Annotated in this window: 25 protein-coding genes; 7 read left to right on the forward strand and 18 right to left on the reverse strand. The window is 70.5% G+C overall.

Going from position 1 to position 22,113, the window contains the following annotated elements; translation table 11 throughout:
- Window positions 1-50: 50 nt before the first annotated feature.
- The 3 genes from AB0C15_RS05000 to AB0C15_RS05010 form a co-directional block, all read right to left on the reverse strand.
- The gene (locus AB0C15_RS05000) at window positions 51-1,502 is read right to left on the reverse strand and encodes an FAD-binding oxidoreductase (protein ID WP_357348794.1); all 1,452 of its coding nucleotides are present in this window, start codon (window positions 1,500-1,502) and stop codon (window positions 51-53) included.
- A 279-nt stretch (window positions 1,503-1,781) separates the two neighbouring features.
- Window positions 1,782-2,279, reverse strand: a complete 498-nt coding sequence (locus tag AB0C15_RS05005; protein ID WP_357348796.1) for a hypothetical protein — start codon at window positions 2,277-2,279, stop codon at window positions 1,782-1,784.
- Window positions 2,276-2,785, reverse strand: a complete 510-nt coding sequence (locus AB0C15_RS05010; protein ID WP_112583752.1) for a SigE family RNA polymerase sigma factor — start codon at window positions 2,783-2,785, stop codon at window positions 2,276-2,278. Before AB0C15_RS05010 ends, AB0C15_RS05005 begins: the two co-directional genes overlap by 4 nt.
- Before the next feature lie 137 nt (window positions 2,786-2,922).
- Between AB0C15_RS05010 and AB0C15_RS05015 the strand changes: the two genes are divergently transcribed.
- The gene (locus AB0C15_RS05015; protein ID WP_357348798.1) at window positions 2,923-3,426 is read left to right on the forward strand and encodes a hypothetical protein; all 504 of its coding nucleotides are present in this window, start codon (window positions 2,923-2,925) and stop codon (window positions 3,424-3,426) included.
- Between the two features lie 113 nt (window positions 3,427-3,539).
- A complete protein-coding gene (locus tag AB0C15_RS05020; RefSeq protein ID WP_357348800.1) occupies window positions 3,540-4,274 on the forward strand; it encodes a peptidase E in 735 nt (244 codons plus the stop codon).
- 3 nt (window positions 4,275-4,277) lie between these two features.
- Here the strand turns inward: AB0C15_RS05020 and AB0C15_RS05025 are convergent, their stop codons facing one another.
- Window positions 4,278-4,847: an exonuclease gene (locus AB0C15_RS05025; RefSeq protein WP_357348802.1), complete on the reverse strand. Its 570-nt coding sequence runs from the start codon at window positions 4,845-4,847 to the stop codon at window positions 4,278-4,280.
- A 146-nt stretch (window positions 4,848-4,993) separates the two neighbouring features.
- On the opposite strand from AB0C15_RS05025, the gene ychF reads away from it, so the two are divergent.
- Window positions 4,994-6,079, forward strand: coding sequence for a redox-regulated ATPase YchF (gene ychF, locus AB0C15_RS05030; RefSeq protein WP_357348804.1), 1,086 nt, complete (start codon window positions 4,994-4,996; stop codon window positions 6,077-6,079).
- A gap of 671 nt (window positions 6,080-6,750) precedes the next feature.
- A complete protein-coding gene (locus tag AB0C15_RS05035) occupies window positions 6,751-7,290 on the forward strand; it encodes a DinB family protein (RefSeq protein ID WP_357348806.1) in 540 nt (179 codons plus the stop codon).
- A gap of 162 nt (window positions 7,291-7,452) precedes the next feature.
- Here AB0C15_RS05035 and AB0C15_RS05040 read toward each other — a convergent pair whose 3' ends face one another.
- The gene (locus tag AB0C15_RS05040) at window positions 7,453-7,842 is read right to left on the reverse strand and encodes a hypothetical protein (RefSeq protein ID WP_357348808.1); all 390 of its coding nucleotides are present in this window, start codon (window positions 7,840-7,842) and stop codon (window positions 7,453-7,455) included.
- Window positions 7,843-8,064: 222 nt separating this feature from the next.
- On the opposite strand from AB0C15_RS05040, the gene AB0C15_RS05045 reads away from it, so the two are divergent.
- The gene (locus AB0C15_RS05045) at window positions 8,065-8,835 is read left to right on the forward strand and encodes a class I SAM-dependent methyltransferase (protein WP_357348810.1); all 771 of its coding nucleotides are present in this window, start codon (window positions 8,065-8,067) and stop codon (window positions 8,833-8,835) included.
- 43 nt (window positions 8,836-8,878) lie between these two features.
- Here the strand turns inward: AB0C15_RS05045 and AB0C15_RS05050 are convergent, their stop codons facing one another.
- The 6 genes from AB0C15_RS05050 to AB0C15_RS05075 form a co-directional block, all read right to left on the reverse strand.
- Window positions 8,879-9,247, reverse strand: coding sequence for a VOC family protein (locus AB0C15_RS05050; RefSeq protein ID WP_357348812.1), 369 nt, complete (start codon window positions 9,245-9,247; stop codon window positions 8,879-8,881).
- 188 nt (window positions 9,248-9,435) lie between these two features.
- A complete protein-coding gene (locus tag AB0C15_RS05055; RefSeq protein ID WP_357348814.1) occupies window positions 9,436-9,636 on the reverse strand; it encodes a hypothetical protein in 201 nt (66 codons plus the stop codon).
- Window positions 9,637-9,734: 98 nt separating this feature from the next.
- Entirely contained in the window at window positions 9,735-10,466 is a 732-nt protein-coding gene (locus AB0C15_RS05060) for a class I SAM-dependent methyltransferase (protein WP_357348816.1), read from the reverse strand.
- 223 nt (window positions 10,467-10,689) lie between these two features.
- Window positions 10,690-11,052 (reverse strand): PH domain-containing protein, encoded by a 363-nt coding sequence (locus tag AB0C15_RS05065; RefSeq protein ID WP_030337500.1) that lies wholly within the window; start codon window positions 11,050-11,052, stop codon window positions 10,690-10,692.
- A gap of 10 nt (window positions 11,053-11,062) precedes the next feature.
- On the reverse strand, window positions 11,063-11,818 hold the full coding sequence (locus AB0C15_RS05070; protein ID WP_357348817.1) for a class I SAM-dependent methyltransferase: 756 nt from the start codon (window positions 11,816-11,818) through the stop codon (window positions 11,063-11,065).
- Window positions 11,815-12,699: a LysR family transcriptional regulator gene (locus AB0C15_RS05075; RefSeq protein WP_357348819.1), complete on the reverse strand. Its 885-nt coding sequence runs from the start codon at window positions 12,697-12,699 to the stop codon at window positions 11,815-11,817. Before AB0C15_RS05075 ends, AB0C15_RS05070 begins: the two co-directional genes overlap by 4 nt.
- 114 nt (window positions 12,700-12,813) lie before the next feature.
- Between AB0C15_RS05075 and AB0C15_RS05080 the strand changes: the two genes are divergently transcribed.
- On the forward strand, window positions 12,814-13,236 hold the full coding sequence (locus AB0C15_RS05080) for a VOC family protein (RefSeq protein ID WP_357348821.1): 423 nt from the start codon (window positions 12,814-12,816) through the stop codon (window positions 13,234-13,236).
- Here the strand turns inward: AB0C15_RS05080 and AB0C15_RS05085 are convergent.
- A complete protein-coding gene (locus AB0C15_RS05085) occupies window positions 13,223-13,531 on the reverse strand; it encodes a 4a-hydroxytetrahydrobiopterin dehydratase (protein WP_357348823.1) in 309 nt (102 codons plus the stop codon). The genes AB0C15_RS05080 and AB0C15_RS05085 overlap by 14 nt on opposite strands.
- Before the next feature lie 183 nt (window positions 13,532-13,714).
- Here AB0C15_RS05085 and AB0C15_RS05090 point away from each other — a divergent pair, with 183 nt between their 5' ends.
- Entirely contained in the window at window positions 13,715-14,158 is a 444-nt protein-coding gene (locus AB0C15_RS05090; RefSeq protein WP_357348825.1) for a (deoxy)nucleoside triphosphate pyrophosphohydrolase, read from the forward strand.
- A gap of 247 nt (window positions 14,159-14,405) precedes the next feature.
- Here AB0C15_RS05090 and AB0C15_RS05095 read toward each other — a convergent pair whose 3' ends face one another.
- From AB0C15_RS05095 to AB0C15_RS05120, 6 genes are all read right to left on the reverse strand, one after another.
- Window positions 14,406-15,470, reverse strand: a complete 1,065-nt coding sequence (locus AB0C15_RS05095) for a succinate dehydrogenase/fumarate reductase iron-sulfur subunit (RefSeq protein ID WP_357348827.1) — start codon at window positions 15,468-15,470, stop codon at window positions 14,406-14,408.
- On the reverse strand, window positions 15,467-17,395 hold the full coding sequence (locus AB0C15_RS05100) for a fumarate reductase/succinate dehydrogenase flavoprotein subunit (RefSeq protein ID WP_357348829.1): 1,929 nt from the start codon (window positions 17,393-17,395) through the stop codon (window positions 15,467-15,469). Before AB0C15_RS05100 ends, AB0C15_RS05095 begins: the two co-directional genes overlap by 4 nt.
- A gap of 12 nt (window positions 17,396-17,407) precedes the next feature.
- Window positions 17,408-18,214 (reverse strand): hypothetical protein, encoded by an 807-nt coding sequence (locus tag AB0C15_RS05105; RefSeq protein WP_357348831.1) that lies wholly within the window; start codon window positions 18,212-18,214, stop codon window positions 17,408-17,410.
- 246 nt (window positions 18,215-18,460) lie between these two features.
- Window positions 18,461-19,843, reverse strand: a complete 1,383-nt coding sequence (locus tag AB0C15_RS05110) for a metallopeptidase TldD-related protein (protein WP_357349317.1) — start codon at window positions 19,841-19,843, stop codon at window positions 18,461-18,463.
- A gap of 20 nt (window positions 19,844-19,863) precedes the next feature.
- The gene (locus tag AB0C15_RS05115) at window positions 19,864-21,300 is read right to left on the reverse strand and encodes a TldD/PmbA family protein (protein ID WP_357348834.1); all 1,437 of its coding nucleotides are present in this window, start codon (window positions 21,298-21,300) and stop codon (window positions 19,864-19,866) included.
- Between the two features lie 32 nt (window positions 21,301-21,332).
- On the reverse strand, window positions 21,333-21,881 hold the full coding sequence (locus AB0C15_RS05120; protein ID WP_357348836.1) for a Uma2 family endonuclease: 549 nt from the start codon (window positions 21,879-21,881) through the stop codon (window positions 21,333-21,335).
- Window positions 21,882-22,113: the final 232 nt, after the last annotated feature.

Genomic DNA, 22,113 nt, shown 5'->3' on the forward strand with positions numbered 1-22,113 from the left:
GATCGGCTGGCGGGAATCGGACCTGGGTGTGCTGGTGCGAAGAGGCCCGGTCAACGAGGGCGTCGACGGCGCCGGTGTGGCTGGCCGGATCCGCTGGGCTGGCCGGATCGGCTGGGTTGGCCGGCGCGGTTCGGCTGGGCGGCGCGGCTCGGCTGGGCGGCGCGGTTCGGCTGGGCGGCGCGGTTCGGTTGGCCGGTCAGCAGGGCCGACCGGAACACGCCGTCCGGGTCGTACCGCTTCCACAGCCGCCGGACCCGGGCCCCGGTCTCGCCCGGGTAGATCCGGGCGAACGCGGCCGGGTCCGGCCGGCTCTCGAAGTTGACGTACGCGCCGTCGGCGCGCGCCCCGGCGGCCCGCCAGGCCGCGTTCAGCGCGGCGTCGGCCTGCGGCGGAAACACCGAGGCCACCACCAACGTGTCCTGGTGACGATGCGGGTACGCGGTCGCGTCGGAGGCGACGTCGTTGACCGCCCCACCCAACGAGCGGAGCTGGACCACCGCCCGCCCCGGCCCGGTCACCGCCCGGGTCACGGCCCGCGCCCCGGCGTCGTCCAGCGCGCTGAACAGGCCGTTGGTGGTCGTACCCCGCTGCTGCCCGATGTTGGGGTTGAGGTGCGCGGTCGGCACCAGCGTCGGGTAGGGCAGCAGGTCGGTCCGGTGTTCGAGCACCTTGCCGATGGCGAGCAGCGGTTCCACCGCCGGTCGGGCCCGACGCAGGCTCTCGGCGGCGACCACTGCGGTGATTGACATGAGGACCGATCGACCCTCGGCGAAGACCACCGCGGCCGCGGACAGCTCCCGTGGCGCCTGCGCGAGGTAGCTCGTCCACTCCCGGACGGTGCGGCCGTCCGGGTGCGCCTCGACGACCAGTTGCGCGACACCGACGTTGCGCTGCTCGGCGGCCTCGATCTCGAAGGCCACCACGATCCCCGCGCCGGCCCCGGCCCCACGGACCAGCCAGAACAGCTCCGGTTCGTGCTCGGCGTCGGCGCGTACGAGTGTTCCGTCCGCCAGCACCACCTCGACGGCGCGGATCCGGTCGATGGTGAGGCCGTGGGCGCGGACCAGCCAACCGACACCACCGCCGGTGGCCAGGCCGCCGACGCCGACGCCGCCGTAGTCACCCGAGCTGATCACCAGGCCGTACGGGGCCAGCGTCTTCGCGACGTTCGCCCAGCGAGCGCCGGCCTCGACCCGGACCAGCCCGGCCCGCTCGTCGATCACCTGCACCCGATTGAGCATGGACAGGTCGATGACCACCCCACCGTTGTTCGACGAGGCACCGGAGAGGCCGTGCCCGCCACTGCGGACCGCGATGGGCAGCCGCTGCTCCCGCGCGTAGCGGAGCGCGTCGACCACCTGCGCGGTGGTCTTCGGCAGCAGAACCACGGCCGGTGACGCCGACCTGGTGTACGTCGAGCGCAGGTGCGCGTACCGGCGGTCGCCAGGTGTGACGACCTGCCCCCGGAGGGAGTCGGGCACCCGGGCCGTGGCGGTGCTCATCGTCGCCCCCGCAGCTCGTGGCTCGGACGTCCGGGATCGGTCATGGCCCAAGAATGAGCGGGCATGTCGGCCTCGACAAGTTCGGCGGACCGGGTGCCCGCCGGTCAGCGCCAGGCGCGACGCTCGCCGGTACCGGAGAGTGGCGCGAGAGCGTGACCGGAATCTCCCCATCTCTGGCTCGGAAGGCCGGTGGCCTGCCCGGCCCCACCCTTGCCGGCAACGACAGTGGGACGGCCGGTCCGGCCGGCGCGAGGAAACCGCCGACCGGACCGGTCCTGCTCAGCGCGACGGGCTCGGCGACGCCGTCGGTCGGCCCGGCACGCCAGGCGGGCCCAGTGAACTGGACGGGCTTGGTGAGGCGGTCGGTCCGGCCGGCGCACCCGGTGCCCCCGGCTTGCCCGGCACGCCGGGTGGCCTCGACGGGGTTGGCGAGACCGTCGGCCGTTCCGGTACCCCTGACGCGCCCCCGGGGCTCGGCACGGCCGTCGGCACCGCGGTGGGCGCGGACGGGGTTGGTACGGGTGGGCTGGGCACGGCCGGCGGACCAGCCGGACTGGGCACGGCCGGGGGAGGCCCGTCCGAGCCGGTCGCGGCGAGGGCGAGCGGAGTGGCGATCAGGATCGCCGCCAGGGTGCTCACCGCCCCCACTGCCACCGTGGCGCGACGTCTGTTGCGCACCCGCCGTTCCGCTCGGCTCAACTGGTCATGCACGATCGGTGCCTCCTCGGCCAGGTCGGTGAGGGTGGAGCGGATGAGGTGCTCGAAGGGTTCGGTCATCGCCGTACCTCCAGCATGTCGACGTCCGGCAGCAGGTCGCGCAGTCGCTTCACCGCTCGATGGGTTCGGCTGCGCACGGTGCCCACCGAGCAGCCCAGCAACTCGGCCACCCGGGCTTCGGGGAGGTCCTCGTAGTAGCGCAGGACCACCACCGCCCGCTGCGTCGGTGGCAGGTGGCGCAGCGCGGCCCGCATCGCCAACCGCACGTCGGAGCCGCCGCTCGGGTCGCCGCCGACGGGTTCGTCCGCCGGGTTGAGCGGTGTCTCCCGCCACCGGCGAAGTCGCCGCCACCAGCTGATCTGCTCGCGGTACATCACCACGCGCAGGTAGCCCTCGGGGTCGGCGTGCCGAATGGTTCCCCACTTCGGGATGGTCCGCGCCAACGCCGACTGGAACAGGTCCTCGGCGGCGTTGCGGTCTCCGGTCAGCAGGTACGCGACCCGCATCAGCGCCGGAGTCCGGCTGCCGACGAACTCGGCGAGCCGCGCGCGCTCGTCCTCGTCCACCCACCACCCCCGTTTCGTTGTCACAGATACAGACGTCCCAGGTCATCGTCGCTATCCATGATTGGTGGGGTTTTTCGGCCCGAAAGTGTCGGTCGTGCCGGGTAGCGTCCGGCCACCAACTGAAGAAGGGGTGCGGGATGACGAGCGTGGCAGGTTGGGCGGCGGCGTCGACACCGGGTGCGTTCCCACAGTTGCCCCGCGCGGTGGCGCAGTCCTTCTACCGCCGGATGCGGGCCGTCGCGCCGGCCGCCGTGGGTGCCCTCGAACGGGACCGGGCGGGCGACCCCGGGCAGAGCTTCCCCGACACCGCCTGCGGCCGGCTGGCCGGCTCGCTCGACGACGCCGGCCTGCGGGCGCTCGGGATGTGGACGCACCACTGGTGCATGCGCTTCTACGACGACGACACGAGCGTTGGCCGGCGGTTGATCCGCGAGATCGCCTCGCGGCCTGGGCTGGGCTGGACGGTCGACGAGGTGCGTTGGATGCTGCGCGAGTCGGCCTCGGCCGGGCCGGCCGCCGCCGATCGGTTCACCCTGCCCCGCGCCGCCGCCGCGCAACTGCCCCCGGCCGACCGTGCGGCCCTGGGCCACTGGCCCGAGGCCGAGGTGCCCCGCCAACGGCGGCCCGACCAGTCTAGTTGATCATGGTGAGGTCCGACCGCCACCCGCGGCTGGGGGTCGGCCCCACACCGAGCACACCGGAGACCGGCTACGGCAGGATGGACGCCGCACCGCCCCGACGGAAGGACGCTCCGATGCCCGCAAGCGAACCGACAGTCATCGCCACCAGCATGGGTTTCCTCCGGGGCGACCGTGGGCCCTACGACCTGCGTCCCAGCCCGGTCTTCGAGCTGGCCGCCGAGCTGGCCGAGGCTGGTCCGCAGCCGAAGGTCTGCTACCTCGGGCAGGCCGTCGGCGACCAGCCCACCTCGCTGACCGCCGTCTACGGCGCGTTCGCCGACACCCGGTTCCGGCTGTCACACCTGGCTCTGTTCCCCATGCCGAACATCGAGGACGTCCGCGCTCACCTGCTCGCCCAGGACGTGCTCTGGGTCGGCGGCGGCAGCGTGGCCAACCTGGTCGCGGTGTGGCGGGTGCACGGGCTCGACGAGATCCTGCACGAGTGCTGGCAGGCCGGTGTGGTGCTGGCCGGCGTCTCCGCCGGCTCGATCTGTTGGCATGTCGGGGGTGCCACCGACAGCTTCGGCCCCCAACTGCGCGGCTTCACCGACGGCTTGGCCTGGTTGCCGTACGGCAACGGGGTGCACTACGACAGCGAGGCCCAGCGCCGCCCGCTCATGCACGAGCTGGTCGGTGACGGCACGCTCCCCACCAGCCACTGCACCGACGACGGCGTCGGCCTGGTCTACCGGGGCACCCGACTGGTCGAGGCAATCGCGGACCGCGAGGGTGTCTCGGCGTACGAGGTCAGCCGGGGCGCGGACGGCAGCGTCCGGGAGGCGGTCATCGCCCCGCGCCTGCTCGGCTGAGCGTCACACCTCCCCGGCTGCCTGTTGGCGGCGCAGCACCGCGTCGAAGACCTGGGCCAGCTCGGCGGCGTCCTCCCCGGCGTGGTGGGTGTGTGGCATGTCGTGCAGGCCCAGCTCGTGCTTGATGGCACCCTGGCGGGTCCGGGCCCACTCGCCGCCGGTCAACCCCATCCAGTAGCTGCGAAGGTCAATACCGGAGCCGGTCACGCCGAACGGGCTGTGCCCGACGAAGCGGACGAAGTACCAGTGCACGAACATGCCGTCCCAGACGGCCGGGGCGGCGAGGAACACCGGACGGCCGACCCGGCGCAGCCCGTCGACCCAGGCCGCGGCGGCGGACATCGCGTCCCGCGCGGTGGGTGCCTCCCGCAGCAACCGGTCCCGGTCCAGACCGGAGACGGCGAGCGCCGCCGGGACGAACTCGTCGGAGATGGGACGCAGCTCGGTGTAGAAGGTCAGGTCCGGGCGGCCGGCCACGGCCATGCCCAGCGAGATCATGCTGTACGGCCCGGGGATCGGCCCGTCCGCCTCCACGTCGACGGCGATGTACAGCTCAGGCAACGTCGAGGTCATCCCACCTCCAGCGGGGCAGCAGCATCGAAGCGGGAGACTAGCAACGCCTGGCCGGGCCCGGCGGGACCGTCGACCGACCACCGGCGCGGCGCCGAATCGGAGCCGCCTGGACCGGACCGGCCGGGACCGGCGTAAGCTGGCCCGTCGTGAGTCTCACCATCGGCATCGTCGGCCTGCCCAACGTCGGCAAGAGCACGCTTTTCAACGCGTTGACCAAGAACGACGTGCTGGCGGCGAACTACCCGTTCGCCACCATCGAGCCCAACGTCGGCGTGGTCGGTCTGCCCGACGAGCGGCTGGGCAAGCTGGCCGAGATCTTCTCCTCGCAGAAGGTTCTGCCGGCCCCGGTGTCGTTCGTCGACATCGCCGGTCTGGTCCGCGGCGCGTCGAAGGGGCAGGGCCGGGGCAACGCCTTCCTGGCCAACATCCGGGACGCCTCGGCGATCTGCCAGGTCGTCCGGGCCTTCTCCGACCCGAACGTGGTGCACGTCGACGGCAAGGTCTCCCCGGCCGACGACATCGAGACGATCAACACCGAGCTGATCCTCGCCGACCTGCAGACCCTGGACAAGGCGCTGCCCCGGTTGGAGAAGGAGGCCAAGCTCCGCAAGGACCGGCTGGCCGCCGTCGCCGCCGCGAAGGCCGCCATCGAGGTGCTCGACGGTGGCACCACCCTCTACTCCGGGGCCGCTGCCGCCAAGATCGAGCTGGAGCACCTGCGCGAGCTGCACCTGCTGACCACCAAGCCCTTCCTGTACGTCTTCAACGTCGACGAGGCCGAGCTGGCCAACGAGACGTTCCTCGACGAGCTGCGCGCCCTGGTCGCCCCGGCCGATGCTGTCTTCATGGACGCCAAGATCGAATCCGAGCTGGTCGACCTGCCCGAGGAGGAGGCCCGCGAGCTGCTGGAGTCGATCGGGCAGAACGAGCCCGGTCTCAACCAGCTCGTCCGGGTCGGCTTCCGCACCCTCGGCCTCCAGACGTACCTCACGGCCGGCCCCAAGGAAGCGCGCGCCTGGACCGTCCCGGTCGGCGCCACCGCGCCGGAGGCCGCGGGCGTCATCCACAGCGACTTCCAGCGCGGCTTCATCAAGGCCGAGGTGGTCTCGTACCACGATCTGGTCGAGTACGGCTCGATGGCTTCGGCCAAGGCAGCGGGCAAGGTCCGCATCGAGGGCAAGGAGTACGTCATGCAGGACGGCGACGTGGTGGAGTTCCGCTTCAACGTCTGACCTCGGGCTGGGCGCTGCATGCCCGGCGACGGTGCGGCTGGGCTGCCGGCGATGTTGTGCAGCCCTCACGCCTGACGCCCAGCGGCTGGCGCGGAGAGCGGGAAGCCCGCACGGCCGCCGCAGAACGACAGGGACGTTGACCGGTGGGGGTTGGGCCGGCAGCCGGCCGGGCCGCGCGGCCAGGAGCCCGCGCGGCGCAGGGGAGCGCACGCCGGCCGCGTCGGAGAGCTGGGGGCGGTCGCGGGGTTGCGGTTACTGCGCCAGCAGAAGTCACGGCGCGAGGTTACCGATCTAAGGCTTGAGGCGTTGCACCTCGGCTGCCATGATCAAGGCCAGATGCAGGCGAAGAGCCTCCCGGCAGCGTCGGGGCACCGCCGGCCCACAGCAACGCCTCAGGATTCTTCACGCCTCCCCATGCGTCGGGGCTGTCGTGCAGAGCACGCAGAGACCTCACCCCCGGAGGCCGGGTGCCGTGCACGCGCGGCGGCTCGAAGGCGTGTGGGGGCCGCTGGCGTGCCATGCCCCACCGGGGGTTCGAACCTCTTCGGTCTGCTCGCAGTCCCGCAGGACGGTTGGGTGACGATCAGGATCGAATTTCCTCTGGAGGCCGTCGAAGTTGGGGCACTGCAACACCCTTGACTGGTTCGCTCTGCCCGCGCTTGGGTGGCGCCGTGAGCAAACTGTGGACCGCCCCCGAGAACGACCCCAGAGTCTTCGGTCAACCCGTCGGCGAAAAGGCGACCTATCGGGAGTACCTCGACAACTACCGGCTGACCATAGAGATGAAGTGCGACGGACTGGACGCCGAGCAGCTCGGCCAGCGCTCAGTACCGCCCAGCACCCTGAGCTTGCTCGGCCTGGTCCGCCATCTGGCGCAGATGGAGAACCAGTGGTTCCAGCGTGTGCTGCGAGGGCGGACTGACGCACCGTGCCTCTACACGCACGAGGATGACCCGGATTGGGACTTCGGGGGTGCGGTCCCCGACCCAGAGGTGGTGAAGGACGCCTTTGCGACCTGGAAGGCCGAGATCGCCAAGGCGGACGAATGGCTCGACACCATCGACGAGGCCGACCTGGGCCGCGAGGTGATGGTCGACGGTGGCAGCCACGGCACGCGCGACGTGCTTCTCCACGTCATCGAGGAGTATGCGCGGCATGCTGGCCACGCCGACCTCCTGCGCGAGTGCATTGACGGGCGTACCGGCCAGTGACCCACCCCAACCGCCAACGCAGCCGAGGCGACGGCGGTCGGGGCCGGGCCTTCCAGAGCGGATTTGCCGCCGCCCTGACCCCTTCACCAACGAGGCAGGTGACTGGTCGCCGGTTTAGTGGTCCTTATCGGCTGGACGAGACCGTGTGAGCGTGCAGCGGAATTAGTTGTAGTGGGCGAATTCCGTGTAGTCGTTCCAGATCCAGCCTTTGACGCCGGTGCAGCAGTCCGAGTGCCACCACAGGTTTCCGGCATCGTTTACACAACGCTTGTCGATACGGAAAAGCGTCTTCGACTTCCAGTGGGCGATCACCGAGGACGACCCCGAGTAGCTGGTGTGCACCGCAGCGCTACCGACGATGACGCGCCTGATGTGCGGCGTCCAGTTCGAGCATGAGGCCAGCGTTCCGACTTCTGCCGGCACGGTCCCCAGCTCGTCCATTATGGCGGCGGGAACGGGTTCGACGGCCGCAGATGCCGGCGCGGCGATCGGAAGAATGCCGGCGAATGCGAGCGTGAGTGCGCCACCCGCCGCTGCGATCTTCCTGGACATTGCTTTCTTCATAGACTGCTCCATATCTGTAGGTGCGCTAATTTGGACCGTATAGCTGCCGTTGTCTCTGTGAAGTCCGCCCTTGGTAACGGATAGATAAACGTGGCTTGAGCAGGAGCTTGGTCGGTAGGCCAGGGAACTGCTTCCAGCGATTGTCGACTTTGTGTGGTCAACCAGTTTCGGTGCGTGCGGCGGCACCACCAGACTCGGTAGGCTGACCGTATGACCGAACAGTCGCTCCGATCCTCGTTCGGCGGGGCCGCCGCCGCGTACGCCGAGCACCGTCCGGACTACGCGCAGGCTGCGGTGCGGTGGGCGCTGGAGGCCGCACCCGGTAGGCGCGTGCTCGACCTGGGCGCCGGCACCGGCAAGCTGTCCGCGACGCTTGTCGCGGTAGGTGCGGACGTCGTGGCGGTCGAACCCGACCCGGCGATGCTCGCCGAGTTATGCCGTACGCTGCCGGCGGTCCGTGCCCTGCCGGGCAGCGCGGAGGCGATCCCGTTGCCCGACGCGTCCGTCGACGCCGTGCTGGCCGGCAACGCTCTGCACTGGTTCGACATGGCCGTCGCGGGGGCGGAGATCGCCCGGATTCTCGCGCCCGGCGGGATCCTGGCCGGTCTGTGGAACATCTTGGACGACCGGGTCGACTGGGTCGCCGAACTCGAACGGGTCAGCGGGAGCGCGGCCATCGGCCCGCGTGACACGTTGGGCAGTTGGCGCGCCGCGACGGCGGGCATGCTCGTGCCGAACTCCGGCCTGGTCGCCCGGTTCGGGTCGGCGGAGCAGGTCGAGTTTCCGCACGGGCAACGGCGCACCGCCGAGTCCCTCGTCGCGACGCTCGCGACGCGGGCCGGGATGCTCGTCATGCCGGCCCAGCAGCGAGATGACACCCTCGGCCGGATCCGCGCCTTCCTCGAGAGTCGTCCCGAAACCGCCCACGGCGAGTTCACGCTGCCGATGCTGACCGGCGTGCTGCGCGCCCGCCGCCGATGACGGGTCGCGCCCAGCAGAAATACACGCTGCCCGGACGATGCTCCTACTGCTCGGCCCAGGCGCCCAGCTCGTTGCCGCTGGGGTCGGTGAAGTGGAACCGCCGGCCACCGGGGAACTCGTACGGCCCGTTGACCACCTGGCCGCCGGCCTCCTTCACGGCCTGCACGGACCGGTCCAGGTCGCTGGAGTAGAGCAGCACCAGCGGGCCGCCCGCCCGCACGTTGCTGTCCAGGCGGAGGCCGCCCACCTCGGAGTCACCCTGAGGGCTGCGGATGCCGGCGTAGTCCGGCCCGTAGTCGGTGAACTGCCAACCGAACGCGTCCGCGTAGAAGCGCTTGGCGGCGGGGAGGTCGGACACCGTGAGCTCGATGTAGTCGATGGCGTGGTGGTGGTGCGGAGCCGTCTCGGACATGCTCCGATCGTGCACCCCGGGTACGACGAAACCGCGACATGCAACCAAAGGTTGCGCGACGGTGGTGGGCCGTCGTAGATCAGCCAGCCCGAGCACATGCGGGAGTGGTGGCCCGACGACGCGCGGTTCGAGGGTGACTGGCCACCGCCCGGTACGGAGAGGAGCGCGGGAACGGCGACCGGGCCGGATCACCGTCTCGGGCCGTCGTGGTCGCGGGAGGCGCGGAAGGACGAGCCGATGCTCGCGACGATCGAGCCCACCGAGGCGAGCGACACCGCCACCGTGCCGGCCGTGTCGGCACTGCCGTCCGCGGCCACCTTCAGGATGATGCCGGTGACCATCAGGACTACCGACACGGCCAGGACCACCTGGACGGCTCGTTTGCTCATGACTGCACCTCGCTCTCGGACGGCGGGAGTTCGACTCGGGTTCCTTGACGTCGGTGCTTTGACTGTTCGACTTTCCGGAACCCGAGCCGATCAAACCGCTACTCCGCGCGGTAGACGGAGATGTGCGATGGGCTGTCGGCCTGGAACGGTCGCCGGTGCCAGTCGGCGTACCGCTCGGTGAGCCGGAGCCCGGCCTGCTGAGCCATCTCGTCGATCTGGTGCGGCCAGGCGTAGCGCATGGCGAACGGCAACAGGCGCACACCGTCGCCGTCGAACGTGATCGTCTGCCGGATGAACCGCTGCGCCGGCCGGTCGTACCGGTGCAGTCGGATCGTCGCGGAGTCCTCGGTGACCTCCCGTACCTGGACCTGCTCGTCCGCGTCGAAGCTGCGCGGGTCGGGCACGAACGTCTCGATGACGAACGCGCCGCCGGGCGACAGCACCCGGGCGACGTTGCGGAAACAGTCCGCCTGCCGCTCGGCGTCCACCAGGTTGAACAGGGTGTTGAACACCAGGTACGCGAGCCGGAACTCACCAGCCACCGGCACGTCCGCCATGTCGGCGACGACCACCGGGATCCGGTCGCCTCCGGGTTTCGCCCGCAGGTGCGCGAGCATCTCCTCGGACGCCTCGACGCCGTGCACGGCAAGGCCGCGCTCGGCCAGCGGGAGTGCTACCCGCCCGGTGCCGATGGCCAGTTCGAGAACCGGGCCACCATCGGCCAGGTCGGCCAGGAAGTCCACGGCGGGGGCCGGGTCGGGGTTGCCGGGGCCGTCGTAGTCCGCGGCCCAGAGCCGGCCGAAGAGGCCGGGATCGTCGAAGACCGACATCAGCGGCCTCCGCGGTTGGGGTCAGTGGCGCCCAGCAGCGCCGGGGGAACAGTCCTGCTCACGAAGTCTCGATTCCTCGATGTGGATGACTCTGGCTTCGGGGGACTTCGTCGTGTTGGACATGGTGGTTGCTCCCTTCGCGCGGCTGTCGACTCAGGACACCAGAGACGCCGCGGGCCCGGCAAGGCGATTACGCCAGCCGGGCCCGCGACGGGACGTGCGGTCAGGAGATGTGGTGCAGGATCACGTTGTGTACGTGGTGGCTCTTCTGCGCACCACGGAACTCCACCTCGTAGGTGTGCGTGCCGACGTGGATGGCGATGGCACCGGTGGAGAAGAACGAACCACCCCACGACTTGTTGCTGACCACGCTCACGCTGGTGATCTTCGAGTACGGGATGCTGGTGATCGCGAACCGCTTCCCGACGAAGGAGCGGTCCTGGATGATCACGCGGCGGTCGGTCAACCCGATGAACCCGGTGCCGGTGCCGACGGCGTCGTAGACGGCGATGATCTGCTCGCCTTCGAGGAGGCCGCTCTCGATCTGCTGGACCTGCTCTTTGCGGTCGTACGCGATGTTCGCCATGCCGTCCAGGCTAGAAAACCGGCGCCACAGTTGCCGCGTGGGCGACGACCACGAACTCGCCGTCGCCGAGCCCCAGCGGCTCCTGGCGCCAACCGCCGTAGACCCGGTCCACCACGAAACCCGCCCTGGTCAGAGACCCGCGCAGCTCCTCCTCGGTGCGAAAGCGCAGGGTCGCCGAGCTGACCAACCGTTCGCCGTCGTCGAAGTGGTAGTGGTGGGTGAAGTCGACCACTCCGTCGCGTACCCCGGTGACCCTGGTCCACGCGCGGACCTCGCCGCCGTCGGGCAGCGTGACCAGCCGGTGCGAATCCTCCGGGTTCCACAGCTCCCAGCGGCGGTCCGCCGGGTCGCGGGCGTCGAACACCAGCCGGCCGCCGGGCACCAGCGCCCGGGCCAGGTCGGCGAGGGTACGCGCCCACTCGGCGTCGTCGACGAAGAACTGCGCGACGTGGCTGGTCAGCACCGCGACGTCGAACGCCCGTGTCGGCAGCGACGCCGAGGTGCCCTCGATCCAGGTCACCCGTTCACCGCCGGGCCTGGCGCGAGCGGCGGCCACCGACGCGCCGGCCGGGTCCACGCCTGTGACGCGGTGGCCGACGGCGGCGAGGGCAACGGTCAGCCGGCCGGTGCCGCAACCGAGGTCGAGGACCCGGGCGGCCGGAGTCTCGTCGACCACCGCCTGGAAGAAGTCGTCGTCCGGCCCCCACCGGCACTCGGCGTCGTACACCTGGACCAGCCGGTGGTGGCGGAACTCGGCGTGTCTCATCGGGGGTTCGCGTCGGTCGCGGCGCGGACGAACTCGCGTACCCGGGTGGTGGTGTTGCTGGGCAGCCAGATGGGCCCGCGTTCGATCGGTGGTGCGTCGTGAATGGGCACGTACGCCACGTCGGGGCGGGGGTAGTAGCGCCGCGTGTGCGCGCCCACCGGCAGAACGCCCCGGCCCAGGGCGACCAGGGACAGCATCTCGGAGAAGGTGTTCCCGGCGGGGCCCTTCGGCACCGGTCGACCGGACGGGGTGCGCTCCGGGGTGCGGTCCCGCTTGAACTCCACCGAGGTCACCGTCGGGTACTGCACCACCGGGTGGTCGGCGAGAACCTCCACCGACACCGACCGCTCCCGGGTGAGCGGGTGACCCGCCGCCACCGCCAGCACCCGGTCCTCGCAGAGCAGTGCCGGGCCGGTGGCCATCCCGTCGAACGGGTACGAGGCGATCAGCACATCCGTCGAGCCGTCGAGCAGGCCGGCCCGGGTGTTGGACAACTGCGCCTCGTGCACCTCCACCCGGCAGTCGGGGTGCCGGTCGCCGAACAGCGCCACCGCCCGGAGCAGCACCGGCGCGGTCCACTCGCCGAGGAACGCCACCCGTAGCGTCCCGGTCACGCCGCGGGCGGCGTCGGTCGCGCGGCGAACGGCCTCGTCCATGCCGGCGACGAGCGGGGCCAGTTCGTCGGCGAGTTGCCGACCGATCGGGGTGAGCCGGACGACCCGGCTGGTACGGGCGAACAGCGGTGCGCCGATCTGGCGTTCAAGCTTCTTCACGATGCGGCTGACCCGGCCGGTGCTGAGGGTCAACCGCTCGGCGGTCCGGCCGAAGTGCAGCTCCTCCGCGAGCGTCAGGAACGTCTCGACCTCGTACCGCTCCAGCACACCGTCCCCATCGTTGACCTGTGGGCAACGATCGTAGCCGGATCAGGTCTTGGTTGGTGTCCCTCATCCCGGCATCGTGAGCGCGGCAGGGAACACCGAGCGAAAGGCGCTGACATGAGCGGGTTGCGGGTCACCGGCTTCGACCACCTGGTGCTGACCGTCGCCGACGTGGAACGGTCGCTTGACTTCTACTGCGGCCGACTGGGGCTGGCCCCGGTACGGGTCGACGAGTGGCGTGCGGGCGCCGTCCCGTTCCCGTCCGTGCGGATCAGCCCAGACAGCATCATCGACCTCGTCCGGGGTGAGCCGCACGGCGCGAACGTGGACCACTTCTGCCTGGTGGTGGCTCCACTGGACTGGGCGCAGGTGATCGAATCGGGGGCCTTCACGGTGCTGACCGGGCCGGTCAGCCGGTTCGGCGCCCGCGGTTCGGCGACCTCGATCTACGTGCGGGACCCGGACGGCAACTCGGTGGAGCTGCGCTGGTACCCGCAGGACGAAGGGTCGGCTTCGGCAACGGTCGTCAGGACTCGGTGACCGCCCGGTACGCGTCCTCGATGCGGGCGGCCAGCAGGACCTCGCCCTCGGTCAGGGGCTCGCCGCTGCCGTGCCCGACCCGGATCTGGGTGCTGTCGGCCCGGCGGCTGATCTCGGGTCGCAGACGCAGCGCATCCGCGACGACCTTGACCCGTTCAGTTAGTGCGGCGTGTTGGGTATCGTCGATCACGAGCGTCCGTCGGATCTGCTCGCCCTCGCGCGTCCAACCAGATAGCAAGGTCAACGCGTCGGAGAGGTAGTCGTGTTTGGCCCTGCTGTTGAACAGCACGCGCATAACCGCACCCCCCAAGCGCCGTTGCCGGCTTGTGGCCAAATCGTCGCCATCCCGTGTCTTGTCGGTGTCCCCTAGTCTCTCGCTGCCCGGAGGGGGTGTCCACGCCCACACTTCCGTGTCTTACTGGCCTAGCGGACGGCTACGGTACCCAAACCGCCGATTGATCTGGCACCCTGGACGCCCGTGCGGACCGAACGGGCGAATAGTGGCGGGCAGGCCGAACGACGGGACCTGAAGGTGATCGTCGGCGCGGCGATCATCCGGGACGGGAAGGTGCTCGCCTGTGCGCGTTCCGCCCCACCCGAGGTAGCGGGCATGTGGGAGTTTCCGGGCGGAAAGGTCGAGCCGGGGGAGGCGGAGACCGACGCGTTGATCCGAGAGTGCGCCGAGGAGCTGGCCGTACGCGTCGAGATCGGCCGCCGGGTCGGCCGCAACGTACGGATGGCGCACGGCCGCTCGGTGCTCAAGGTGTACGCGGCCCGCCTGCTCGGCGACGACCAACCGCAGGCGCTGGAGCACGAGGCGCTCCGCTGGCTCGCCGCCGACGAACTGGACTCGGTCACCTGGCTCCCCGCCGACGCCCCCATCGTGGCAGCCCTCCGCCCCCTCCTCCTACCCAGCCCCTAACTCGGAAGTAGACCTACTTCCTCCCGATTAGGGCCGCTTCGCGCAGCGGACCGACAAGGACTAACCCCCGGCCCATCCCCCCGGCCCCCGCTCCCGGTGATCAAGAGGTTTCAGTCACGATTACGCCTCTTGATGACCGAAACCTCTTGATCACCGGGGAGCGGGGGTGGGGTTGGGTGGGGTTGGGTGGGGGGAATGGGAACGGGGGCCGTGGCGTTAGCCGCGGCCCCCGTTTCTGCTCAGGTGGTCAGTGCTTGTCGTCCTGCTCCGGGTGGGCGAAGTTGAGGTGCTCCGGAGGCAGCGGGAAGGTCACGTCGTCACCGAACGGCGACGGCGCGGCGGCCCGGTCGAAGGTGAGCTCGGTCAGCGGCAGCCGGCCCCGGTCGTCGACCGCCGGAGCGGTCGGGTGGGGCACCTCCCGGTCCCAGTTGACGCCGCTCTGCGCCTGCGCCTCAGCCCGCGAGTCGTGGGAGCCACCCGCGTGCGAGTGCACCCCACCCCGGGCGGAGCCCGGCGTCGCCGAGCCCTGACGGGCGGTGGTCACGCTGGTCTGGGGCGTCTCGCCCCGACGGAAGATCTTGCTACCAAGCCACACAAGGGGATCGTACCTGCGGTCGACGACCCGTTCCTTCATGGGGATGATCCCGTTGTCAGTGATCTTGATGTGCTCGGGGCAGACCTCGGTGCAGCACTTGGTGATGTTGCAGAAGCCGAGCCCCTGTTCCGCCTGCGCGTACTCCTTGCGGTCGGTCCGGGCGTCCAGTGGATGCATGTCCAGCTCGGCGGCGCGGATGAAGTACCGCGGGCCGGAGAACGCCTGCTTGTTCTCCTCGTGGTCGCGGATCACGTGGCAGACGGTCTGGCACAGGAAGCACTCGATGCACTTGCGGAACTCCTGCGAGCGCTCGACGTCCACCTGCTGCATCCGGTAGTCGCCCGGGGCGACGTCCGCCGGAGGGGCGAACGCCGGGGTCTCCCGGGCCTTCTCGTAGTTGAACGAGACGTCGGTGACCAGGTCCCGGATCACCGGGAAGGTGCGCAGCGGGGTGACCGTGACCGTCTCGTCGTCGCCGAAGGTCGACATCCGGGTCATGCAGCCCAGCCGCGGCTTGCCGTTGATCTCCATGGAGCACGAGCCGCACTTGCCGGCCTTGCAGTTCCATCGGCATGCCAGGTCCGGTGCGTCGGTGGCCTGCAGACGGTGGATGACGTCGAGAACGACCTCGCCCTCGTTCACCTCCACCATGTAGTCCTGGAGGTCACCGCCGGTCTCGTCGCCCCGCCAGATCCGGAACTGACGCTTCGCGCTCATCGGTTGTCCGCCTCTCCAGCGTCGGCAACGAGAGCGTCGAAGTCGGCGAGCTCCTCGTCGGTGAGGTACTTGGAAAGCTCGGCCCGGTCGAAGAGGCCGATCAGCTCCGACCGCATCTTCGGCAGCGGCTTGCGGGTCAGCTGCACGGTGTCGCCGTCAAGTGCGCAGACCAGGTTGACCTGCCGCCACTTCGGCTCCATGGCCGGGTAGTCCTCCCGGGTGTGCCCGCCGCGCGACTCCTGCCGCTCCAGCGCCGCCTTCGCGGTGCACTCCGAGACCACGAGCATGTTGCGCAGGTCCAGGGCCAGGTGCCAGCCCGGGTTGTAGCGGCGGCCACCGGCAGCGCTCACCTTGGCCACCCGCTCCCGCAGCTCGGCGAGCCGGACCAACGCGTCGGCCAGCTCACCCTCCCGGCGGATGATGCCCACCAGATCCCCCATGACCGCCTGCAGGTCCTGCTGGAGGGTGTACGGGTTCTCGCCGGTGTCGCGCTGCAGCGGAGCGAGGGCGGTCTCCACCGCGGCCTCGACCTCGCCCACGGCCACCTTCGGCCTGGTGGTCAGCCCGTCGGCGTAGCTGGCGGCGTGTCCGCCCGCCCGCTTGCCGAAGACCAGCAGGTCGGACAGGGAGTTGCCACCGAGTCGGTTGGAGCCGTGCATGCCGCCGGAGACCTCGCCGGCGGCGAACAGCCCGCGTACGTGGCCGAAGGCGGCACCCGAGTCCGGGTCGACCTCGACGCCGCCCATCACGTAGTGACAGGTCGGGCCGACCTCCATCGCCTCGGAGGTGATGTCGACGTCGGCCAGCTCCTTGAACTGGTGGTACATCGACGGCAGTCGGCGGCGGATCTCGTCGGCCGAACGCCGGCTGGCGATGTCCAGGAAGACACCACCGGCGGGGGAGCCCCGGCCGGCCTTGACCTCGCTGTTGATGGCGCGGGCCACCTCGTCGCGGGGCAGCAGTTCCGGCGGGCGTCGGTTGTTGTCCGGGTCGGTGTACCAGCGGTCCGCCTCCTCCTCGGTCTCCGCGTACTGCTTGCGGAAGACGTCGGGGACGTAGTCGAACATGAACCGCTTGCCCTCGGAGTTCTTCAGGACACCGCCGTCGCCGCGCACCGACTCGGTGACCAGGATGCCCTTCACCGAGGGCGGCCAGACCATGCCGGTCGGGTGGAACTGGAGGAACTCCATGTTGATCAGCGTCGCCCCGGCGCGCAGCGCCAGCGCGTGCCCGTCCCCGGTGTACTCCCAGGAGTTCGAGGTGACCTTGTAGGAGCGACCGACGCCACCGGTCGCCAGCACCACCGCCGGCGCCTCGAAGAGGATGAACTCGCCCGACTCGCGGTAGTAGCCGAACGCGCCGGCCACCCGGTCACCGTCGAGCAGCAACTCGGTGATGGTCGTCTCGGAGAACACCCTGATCCGGGCGTCGTACGAGCCGAACTCCCGCTGGTCCTCCTGCTGGAGCGACACGATCTTCTGCTGCAGGGTGCGGATCAGCTCCAGGCCGGTCCGGTCACCCACGTGCGCCAGGCGCGGGTACTCGTGGCCACCGAAGTTGCGCTGCGAGATCTTGCCGTCCTTGGTGCGGTCGAAGAGCGCACCGTACGTCTCCAGCTCCCAGATCCGCTGCGGCGACTCCTTCGCGTGCAGCTCGGCCATCCGGAAGTTGTTGAGGAACTTGCCGCCACGCATGGTGTCGCGGAAGTGCACCTGCCAGTTGTCCCGGCTGTTCACGTTGCCCATCGCGGCGGCCGCGCCGCCCTCGGCCATCACCGTGTGCGCCTTGCCGAACAGCGACTTGGAGATGATCGCGGTCTTCTTGCCGGCCAACCGGGCCTCGATCGCCGCGCGCAGACCGGCGCCGCCGGCCCCGATCACGACGACGTCGTAGTGGTGTCGTTCGATGCGAGTGGTAGTGGTCATGTCAGGGGCCCTTTAGTTGATGAACCGCAGGTCGGAGAACCACTCGGCGGAGAGCGCCATGATGTAGAAGTCGGCGAGCGCCAGGGTGCCGAGGGTGATCCAGGCGAGCTGCATGTGCCGGACGTTCAACGCCGAGACGAAGGTCCAGGCCCTGTACCGCACCGGGTGCTTGGAGAAGTGCTTGAGCCGGCCGCCGATGATGTGCCGGCAGGAGTGGCAGGAGATCGTGTACGCCCAGAGCATCACCACGTTGAGCACCAGGATGATGTTGCCCAGCCCGAACCCGAAGCCCTTCGGCGAGTGGAAGGCGAGGATCGCGTCCCAGGTGTTGATCAGCGAGATGATCGCGGCGGCGTAGAAGAAGTAGCGGTGCAGGTTCTGGCCGAGCAGCGGGAAACGGGTCTCACCGCCGTACTCCTTGTGGCCGTCCGGGACCGCGCAGGCCGGCGGCGACAGCCAGAACGACCGGTAGTACGCCTTGCGGTAGTAGTAGCAGGTGAGCCGGAACAGCAGCAGGAACGGCAGGGTCAGCGCGGCGTCCGGGATGATCCACCAGCCGGGCAGGAACCGGCCGAAGTGCGCGGCGCCCTCGACGCACCGCTCGGTGACGCAGGGCGAGTAGAACGGCGTCAGGTAGTGGTAATCCGCGACCCAGTAGAAGTCGTGCATGAAGACCCGGACCGTCGCGTACGCGACCCAGGCGCTGAGCCCGATCACGGTGATCAGCGGGGCGAACCACCATCTGTCGGTACGCAACGTCTTCGCCGCGATGGCGGCGCGCGCCCGCGCCCCCCTCGGCCTCGTTGCCGTTGAAGTCATTCGAGTCGTCTCCTCGACGGGCCCGTACGGGCGGGCTGGTCTCTTCCCGGTCGGCACGCGGACCGGCGAACCCGCACCCGCTGCCACGTCATGCGCACACCAACGACCACGCCGGATCGACCGACGCAGCTAAGTGACACACGTTACGCCGATCTCTGCGAGCCGTCCGCGCAAGGGAGTGTCTCGTGTGTCTGGCCTGCGGAAAAGCACTCGACGCGCGGGTTTTCTCGCGCGTCGATGGAAACGTCAGCCGGAGGCGCCTCCGGTGAAGTGCCAGGACGCCAGCCGCAGCGAGGGGGCCGCCCACCACACACCGTCCACCCGGTCCGGTTGACGCACCGCCCGCGCGCCCAACCCGAGCACCGCCCCCGGCCCGAGCGCCCGCGGATACGACTCGGTGAACCGCAGGTCACGGACCGCCCGGACGACCGTGCCGTCCTCGATCAACCAGACGCCGTTGCGGGTCAGCCCGGTGACGACCAGGCTCTTCGGGTCGAGCACCCGCGTATACCAGAGATCGGTGACCAGCAGCCCCCGGCGTACACCGGCCACCAGCGCGGCGGTGTCCGCGTCGACGACCGCGCCGGCCGCCGCGCCGGTGGTGCTCCGACCCGCCGCGCTGGCCGGGCCCGCCGCCGCCCCGTTGAGCCGCAGGTTACGGGGCATCGGGCCCCAGGTGGTGCCCCCCGCGACCGCGTGCCCGGTGGATTCCCCGCCCGCCTCGGCAGCGGTCCGCCGATCGTGCGCCACCGCCCGGGTCGTGCCCGCCTCGACGAGCGTCAGGGCCCGTCTGCCGGTGCCCTCCGCGTCGAACGGCAACCCGGACCCGCCAAGCGGGTCGTCCACCACCGTCACCGCCCTGTCGAACTGGGCCTGGCCCGGCTCGGCGAACGACTGCCGCTCGGCGTACCGCTTGCCGTTGAAGCCGTAGAACGCCAGGTTCTGCAGGAGGTCCGCCACGGCGGCCGGCTCGAACACCACCTCGTAGTGCCCCGGCGGCAGCTCGACCGGGTCGGCCGCCGCCCGCGCCTTCGCGGCCGCCTGCGCGCCCAGCTCGGCGCCGTCCAGGTCGGAGAGCCGGTCGGCGCTACGCCGGGCCACCCCGTCCGCGCCGTCCCGGCGGGCGATGCCGTCCATCGCCGCCTCCACCGAGCGGCCGTACGCCGAGTGCCCGGCCGAATTGGCGAACGCCGACGAGCGGTGCGCGGTACGGCAGTAACCGGCGGTGCTCAGGCCCCCCGCCGCGGCCACGAACGCCCCCACCCGATCGGCCCGCTGATCCGGCTCGGCATGCGCGGTCGCCTCGTCCACGGGCGGCGCGTCCGGCGTGGGCGTGGGCGGGACCAGCCCCGGCCAGCTCGCGTCCGGTGGGCAGAGCCGCGCCGCGGCCAGGGTGCGCTCCACCAGGGCGCCCAACCCGTCAGCGGTGACCACGCTGCCACCGCCGGCGGCCGTCCGACCGTCGACGTGCACCCGCAGCCAGACCCCCACTGTCGACTCGGAGACATTCTGGTGGATGCCCGAGTTGGCGAACCGGGTCAGCGCCAGGTCCGCCCGCGTCACCACCGCCTCGGCCTGCGCGGCCGGCCCGCCGAGACGGCGAACCAGCTCCACAACCTGCCCCGCCAGCTCCAACCCACTCCTCGCGCTCACGCTGACACCCCCACTCGGACGTTGCGGAACCGGGCCGGCGCGGCCGGGTGGCCGGTGTGCCCGACCTGGCCGGGTTGGCCCTTGCCGCAGTTGGGCGTCCCCCAGGAGACCGTCTCGCTGGAGAGCATGTCCATCGAGCGCCAGAACAGGGGGCCGATCCCGGTGTACGTGGGATTGCGCAGCATCCGCCCCCGCCGCCCCTTCTTGATCTCCCAGCCGACCTCGCAGCCGAACTGGAAGTTGAGCCGCTTGTCGTCGATCGACCAGGACCGGTTGAGATCCATCAACACACCGTCGTCGGTGGCCGCGATGATCTCCTCCAGCGTGTGCGGGCCGGGCTCCAGGCCGACGTTCGTCATCCGCACCATCGGCAGCCGGGCCCACCCGTCGGCCCGTACGCTGCCGCCGTAGTCGAGGCTCGCCATCGCCGCGGAATCCCGGCCGGCAAGCACACCAACCCAGCGACCGTCCCGGACCGCGTCCCGCTTGACCGCCGGGGAGCCCTCGTCGTCGAAACCGAAGCTGCCAAGCGCGCCCGGGATCGTCGGGTCGATGGTGATGTTCATCAGCTCGGACCCGTAGCGCAGCGAGCCGAGCTGGGCCAGGTCCAGCCAGGACGTGCCGGCGAACGCCGCCTCCCAGCCGAGGATCCGGTCCAGTTCGATGGCGTGCCCGACCGACTCGTGGATCTGCAGGGCCAACTGTTCGCCGCCGAGGATCAGATCCGTCTCGCCGGCCGGACAGGGCGGCGCGGTGAGCAGCGCCCGGGACTCCTCGGCGATCTGCGCGGCGTGCGCGGCCAGGTCGAGCGACTCGACCAGCTCCCACCCGGTGGTGCCGTACTGCCCCCGGTAGCTCGGCCAGGACCGGCGCTGCGTCTCGCCGTCACCGATGGAGGTGGCCGAGATGCCGCCGCCGCACTCGCGGATCCGCTGGTCGATGCGGTGGCCCTCGCTGGAGACGAACCACTTCGCGGTGTCCCAGATCTGGTACAGGCCCTCGGCCAGGTCCGCGCCGTGCTCGGCCATGGTGCGGGTCGCGTCGACAAGCAGATCGCCCTTGGCCGACAGGGGCACCCCGAGCGGGTCGATCTGGCAGCCGGAGGCCCAGCTCGCGGTGACCGCCTCGACCGGCACCAGGTCGACCGCCGGGCCCGGTACCCGCGCGCTCGCCATCGCGGTACGCGTCGCGCGCCGGCCGGCATCGCGGGCGGCGGCGTCCGACAGATCGGGTACGGCGTGGAAGCCCCAACTCGCCCCGACAAGCGCCCGGACACCGAGCCCGATGCTCTCGTCCTGGGTCAACTCCTCCACGTCGCCGTTGCGCGCGGTCATCGACTCGTAGCGGCGGTGCATCACCCTGGCGTCGGCGTAGCGCGCTCCCGCGTCGAGGGCCGCCTGAACCGCGGCGGTGGCCGCGTCGAACTCGGTCATGGACCGACCCTAGGCCAGCCGACCGACACCCGTCAGGGGAGCAGGTCCTCCGGTCTAATGGTGGCCTTCACCGGCTCAGTGAGCACCAACAGTTCGCCGGGTCTGGTTACCGACTGCTCGGTGTAGTGACCGCCCCGCCGCCGGTACAGATGCATGGTGCCGCTGTCCTGCTCTACCAGCAGGTACCACTCGATGCCGGCTGCGGCGTAGTAGTGCATCTTGAGCACTTTGTCGGTCGACGCGTTGCTAGGCGAGATGATTTCGCAGACTAGTCGCACGTCACCCGCCTCGACGTTGAGTTCGTCGAAGTCGATCGGGCCGGTGATGACGAGATCGGGAATCGGGATCCGCCCCGGCCGGAGTCGAACGTTCACCGCTTCCAAGACGTGCAGGCCGGCTTCGCGGACCGGGGCTCGGAGCACCGCGCGTAGTTCACCGGAGATGTTCTGGTGTCGGGGGGTGGGGGCTGGGGTCACGTGGAGGCTCCCGTCGAAGAGTTCGACGCGTTGCTGCGTCTCGCCGAGGGCGAGGTACTCCTCTTCGGTCCACGGGCCTTCATGGTTGAACACCGACGCGGTCATCGTCACCTCCACCTCGTGCCACGGGCATCCTCTGCTGGCTGCTCGCCCAATGATCGCACCTGACGTGCGGCCCGAGCCATGAACGGGCGTGGATGGCGAGGTGACGGGGGTGCGGGGCCGATGCCGACTCGTTACGCTCGGGCCCGCTGACACCTGCCGGCTTTGTAGCTTATTTTCACCCTCGGGACATTGCTGTAAGTTCTCTTCGTCACTGAGGGAGGTGGCCGTGGAC

The organism is Micromonospora sp. NPDC048835, assembly GCF_040649995.1.
GTDB lineage: Bacteria > Actinomycetota > Actinomycetes > Mycobacteriales > Micromonosporaceae > Micromonospora.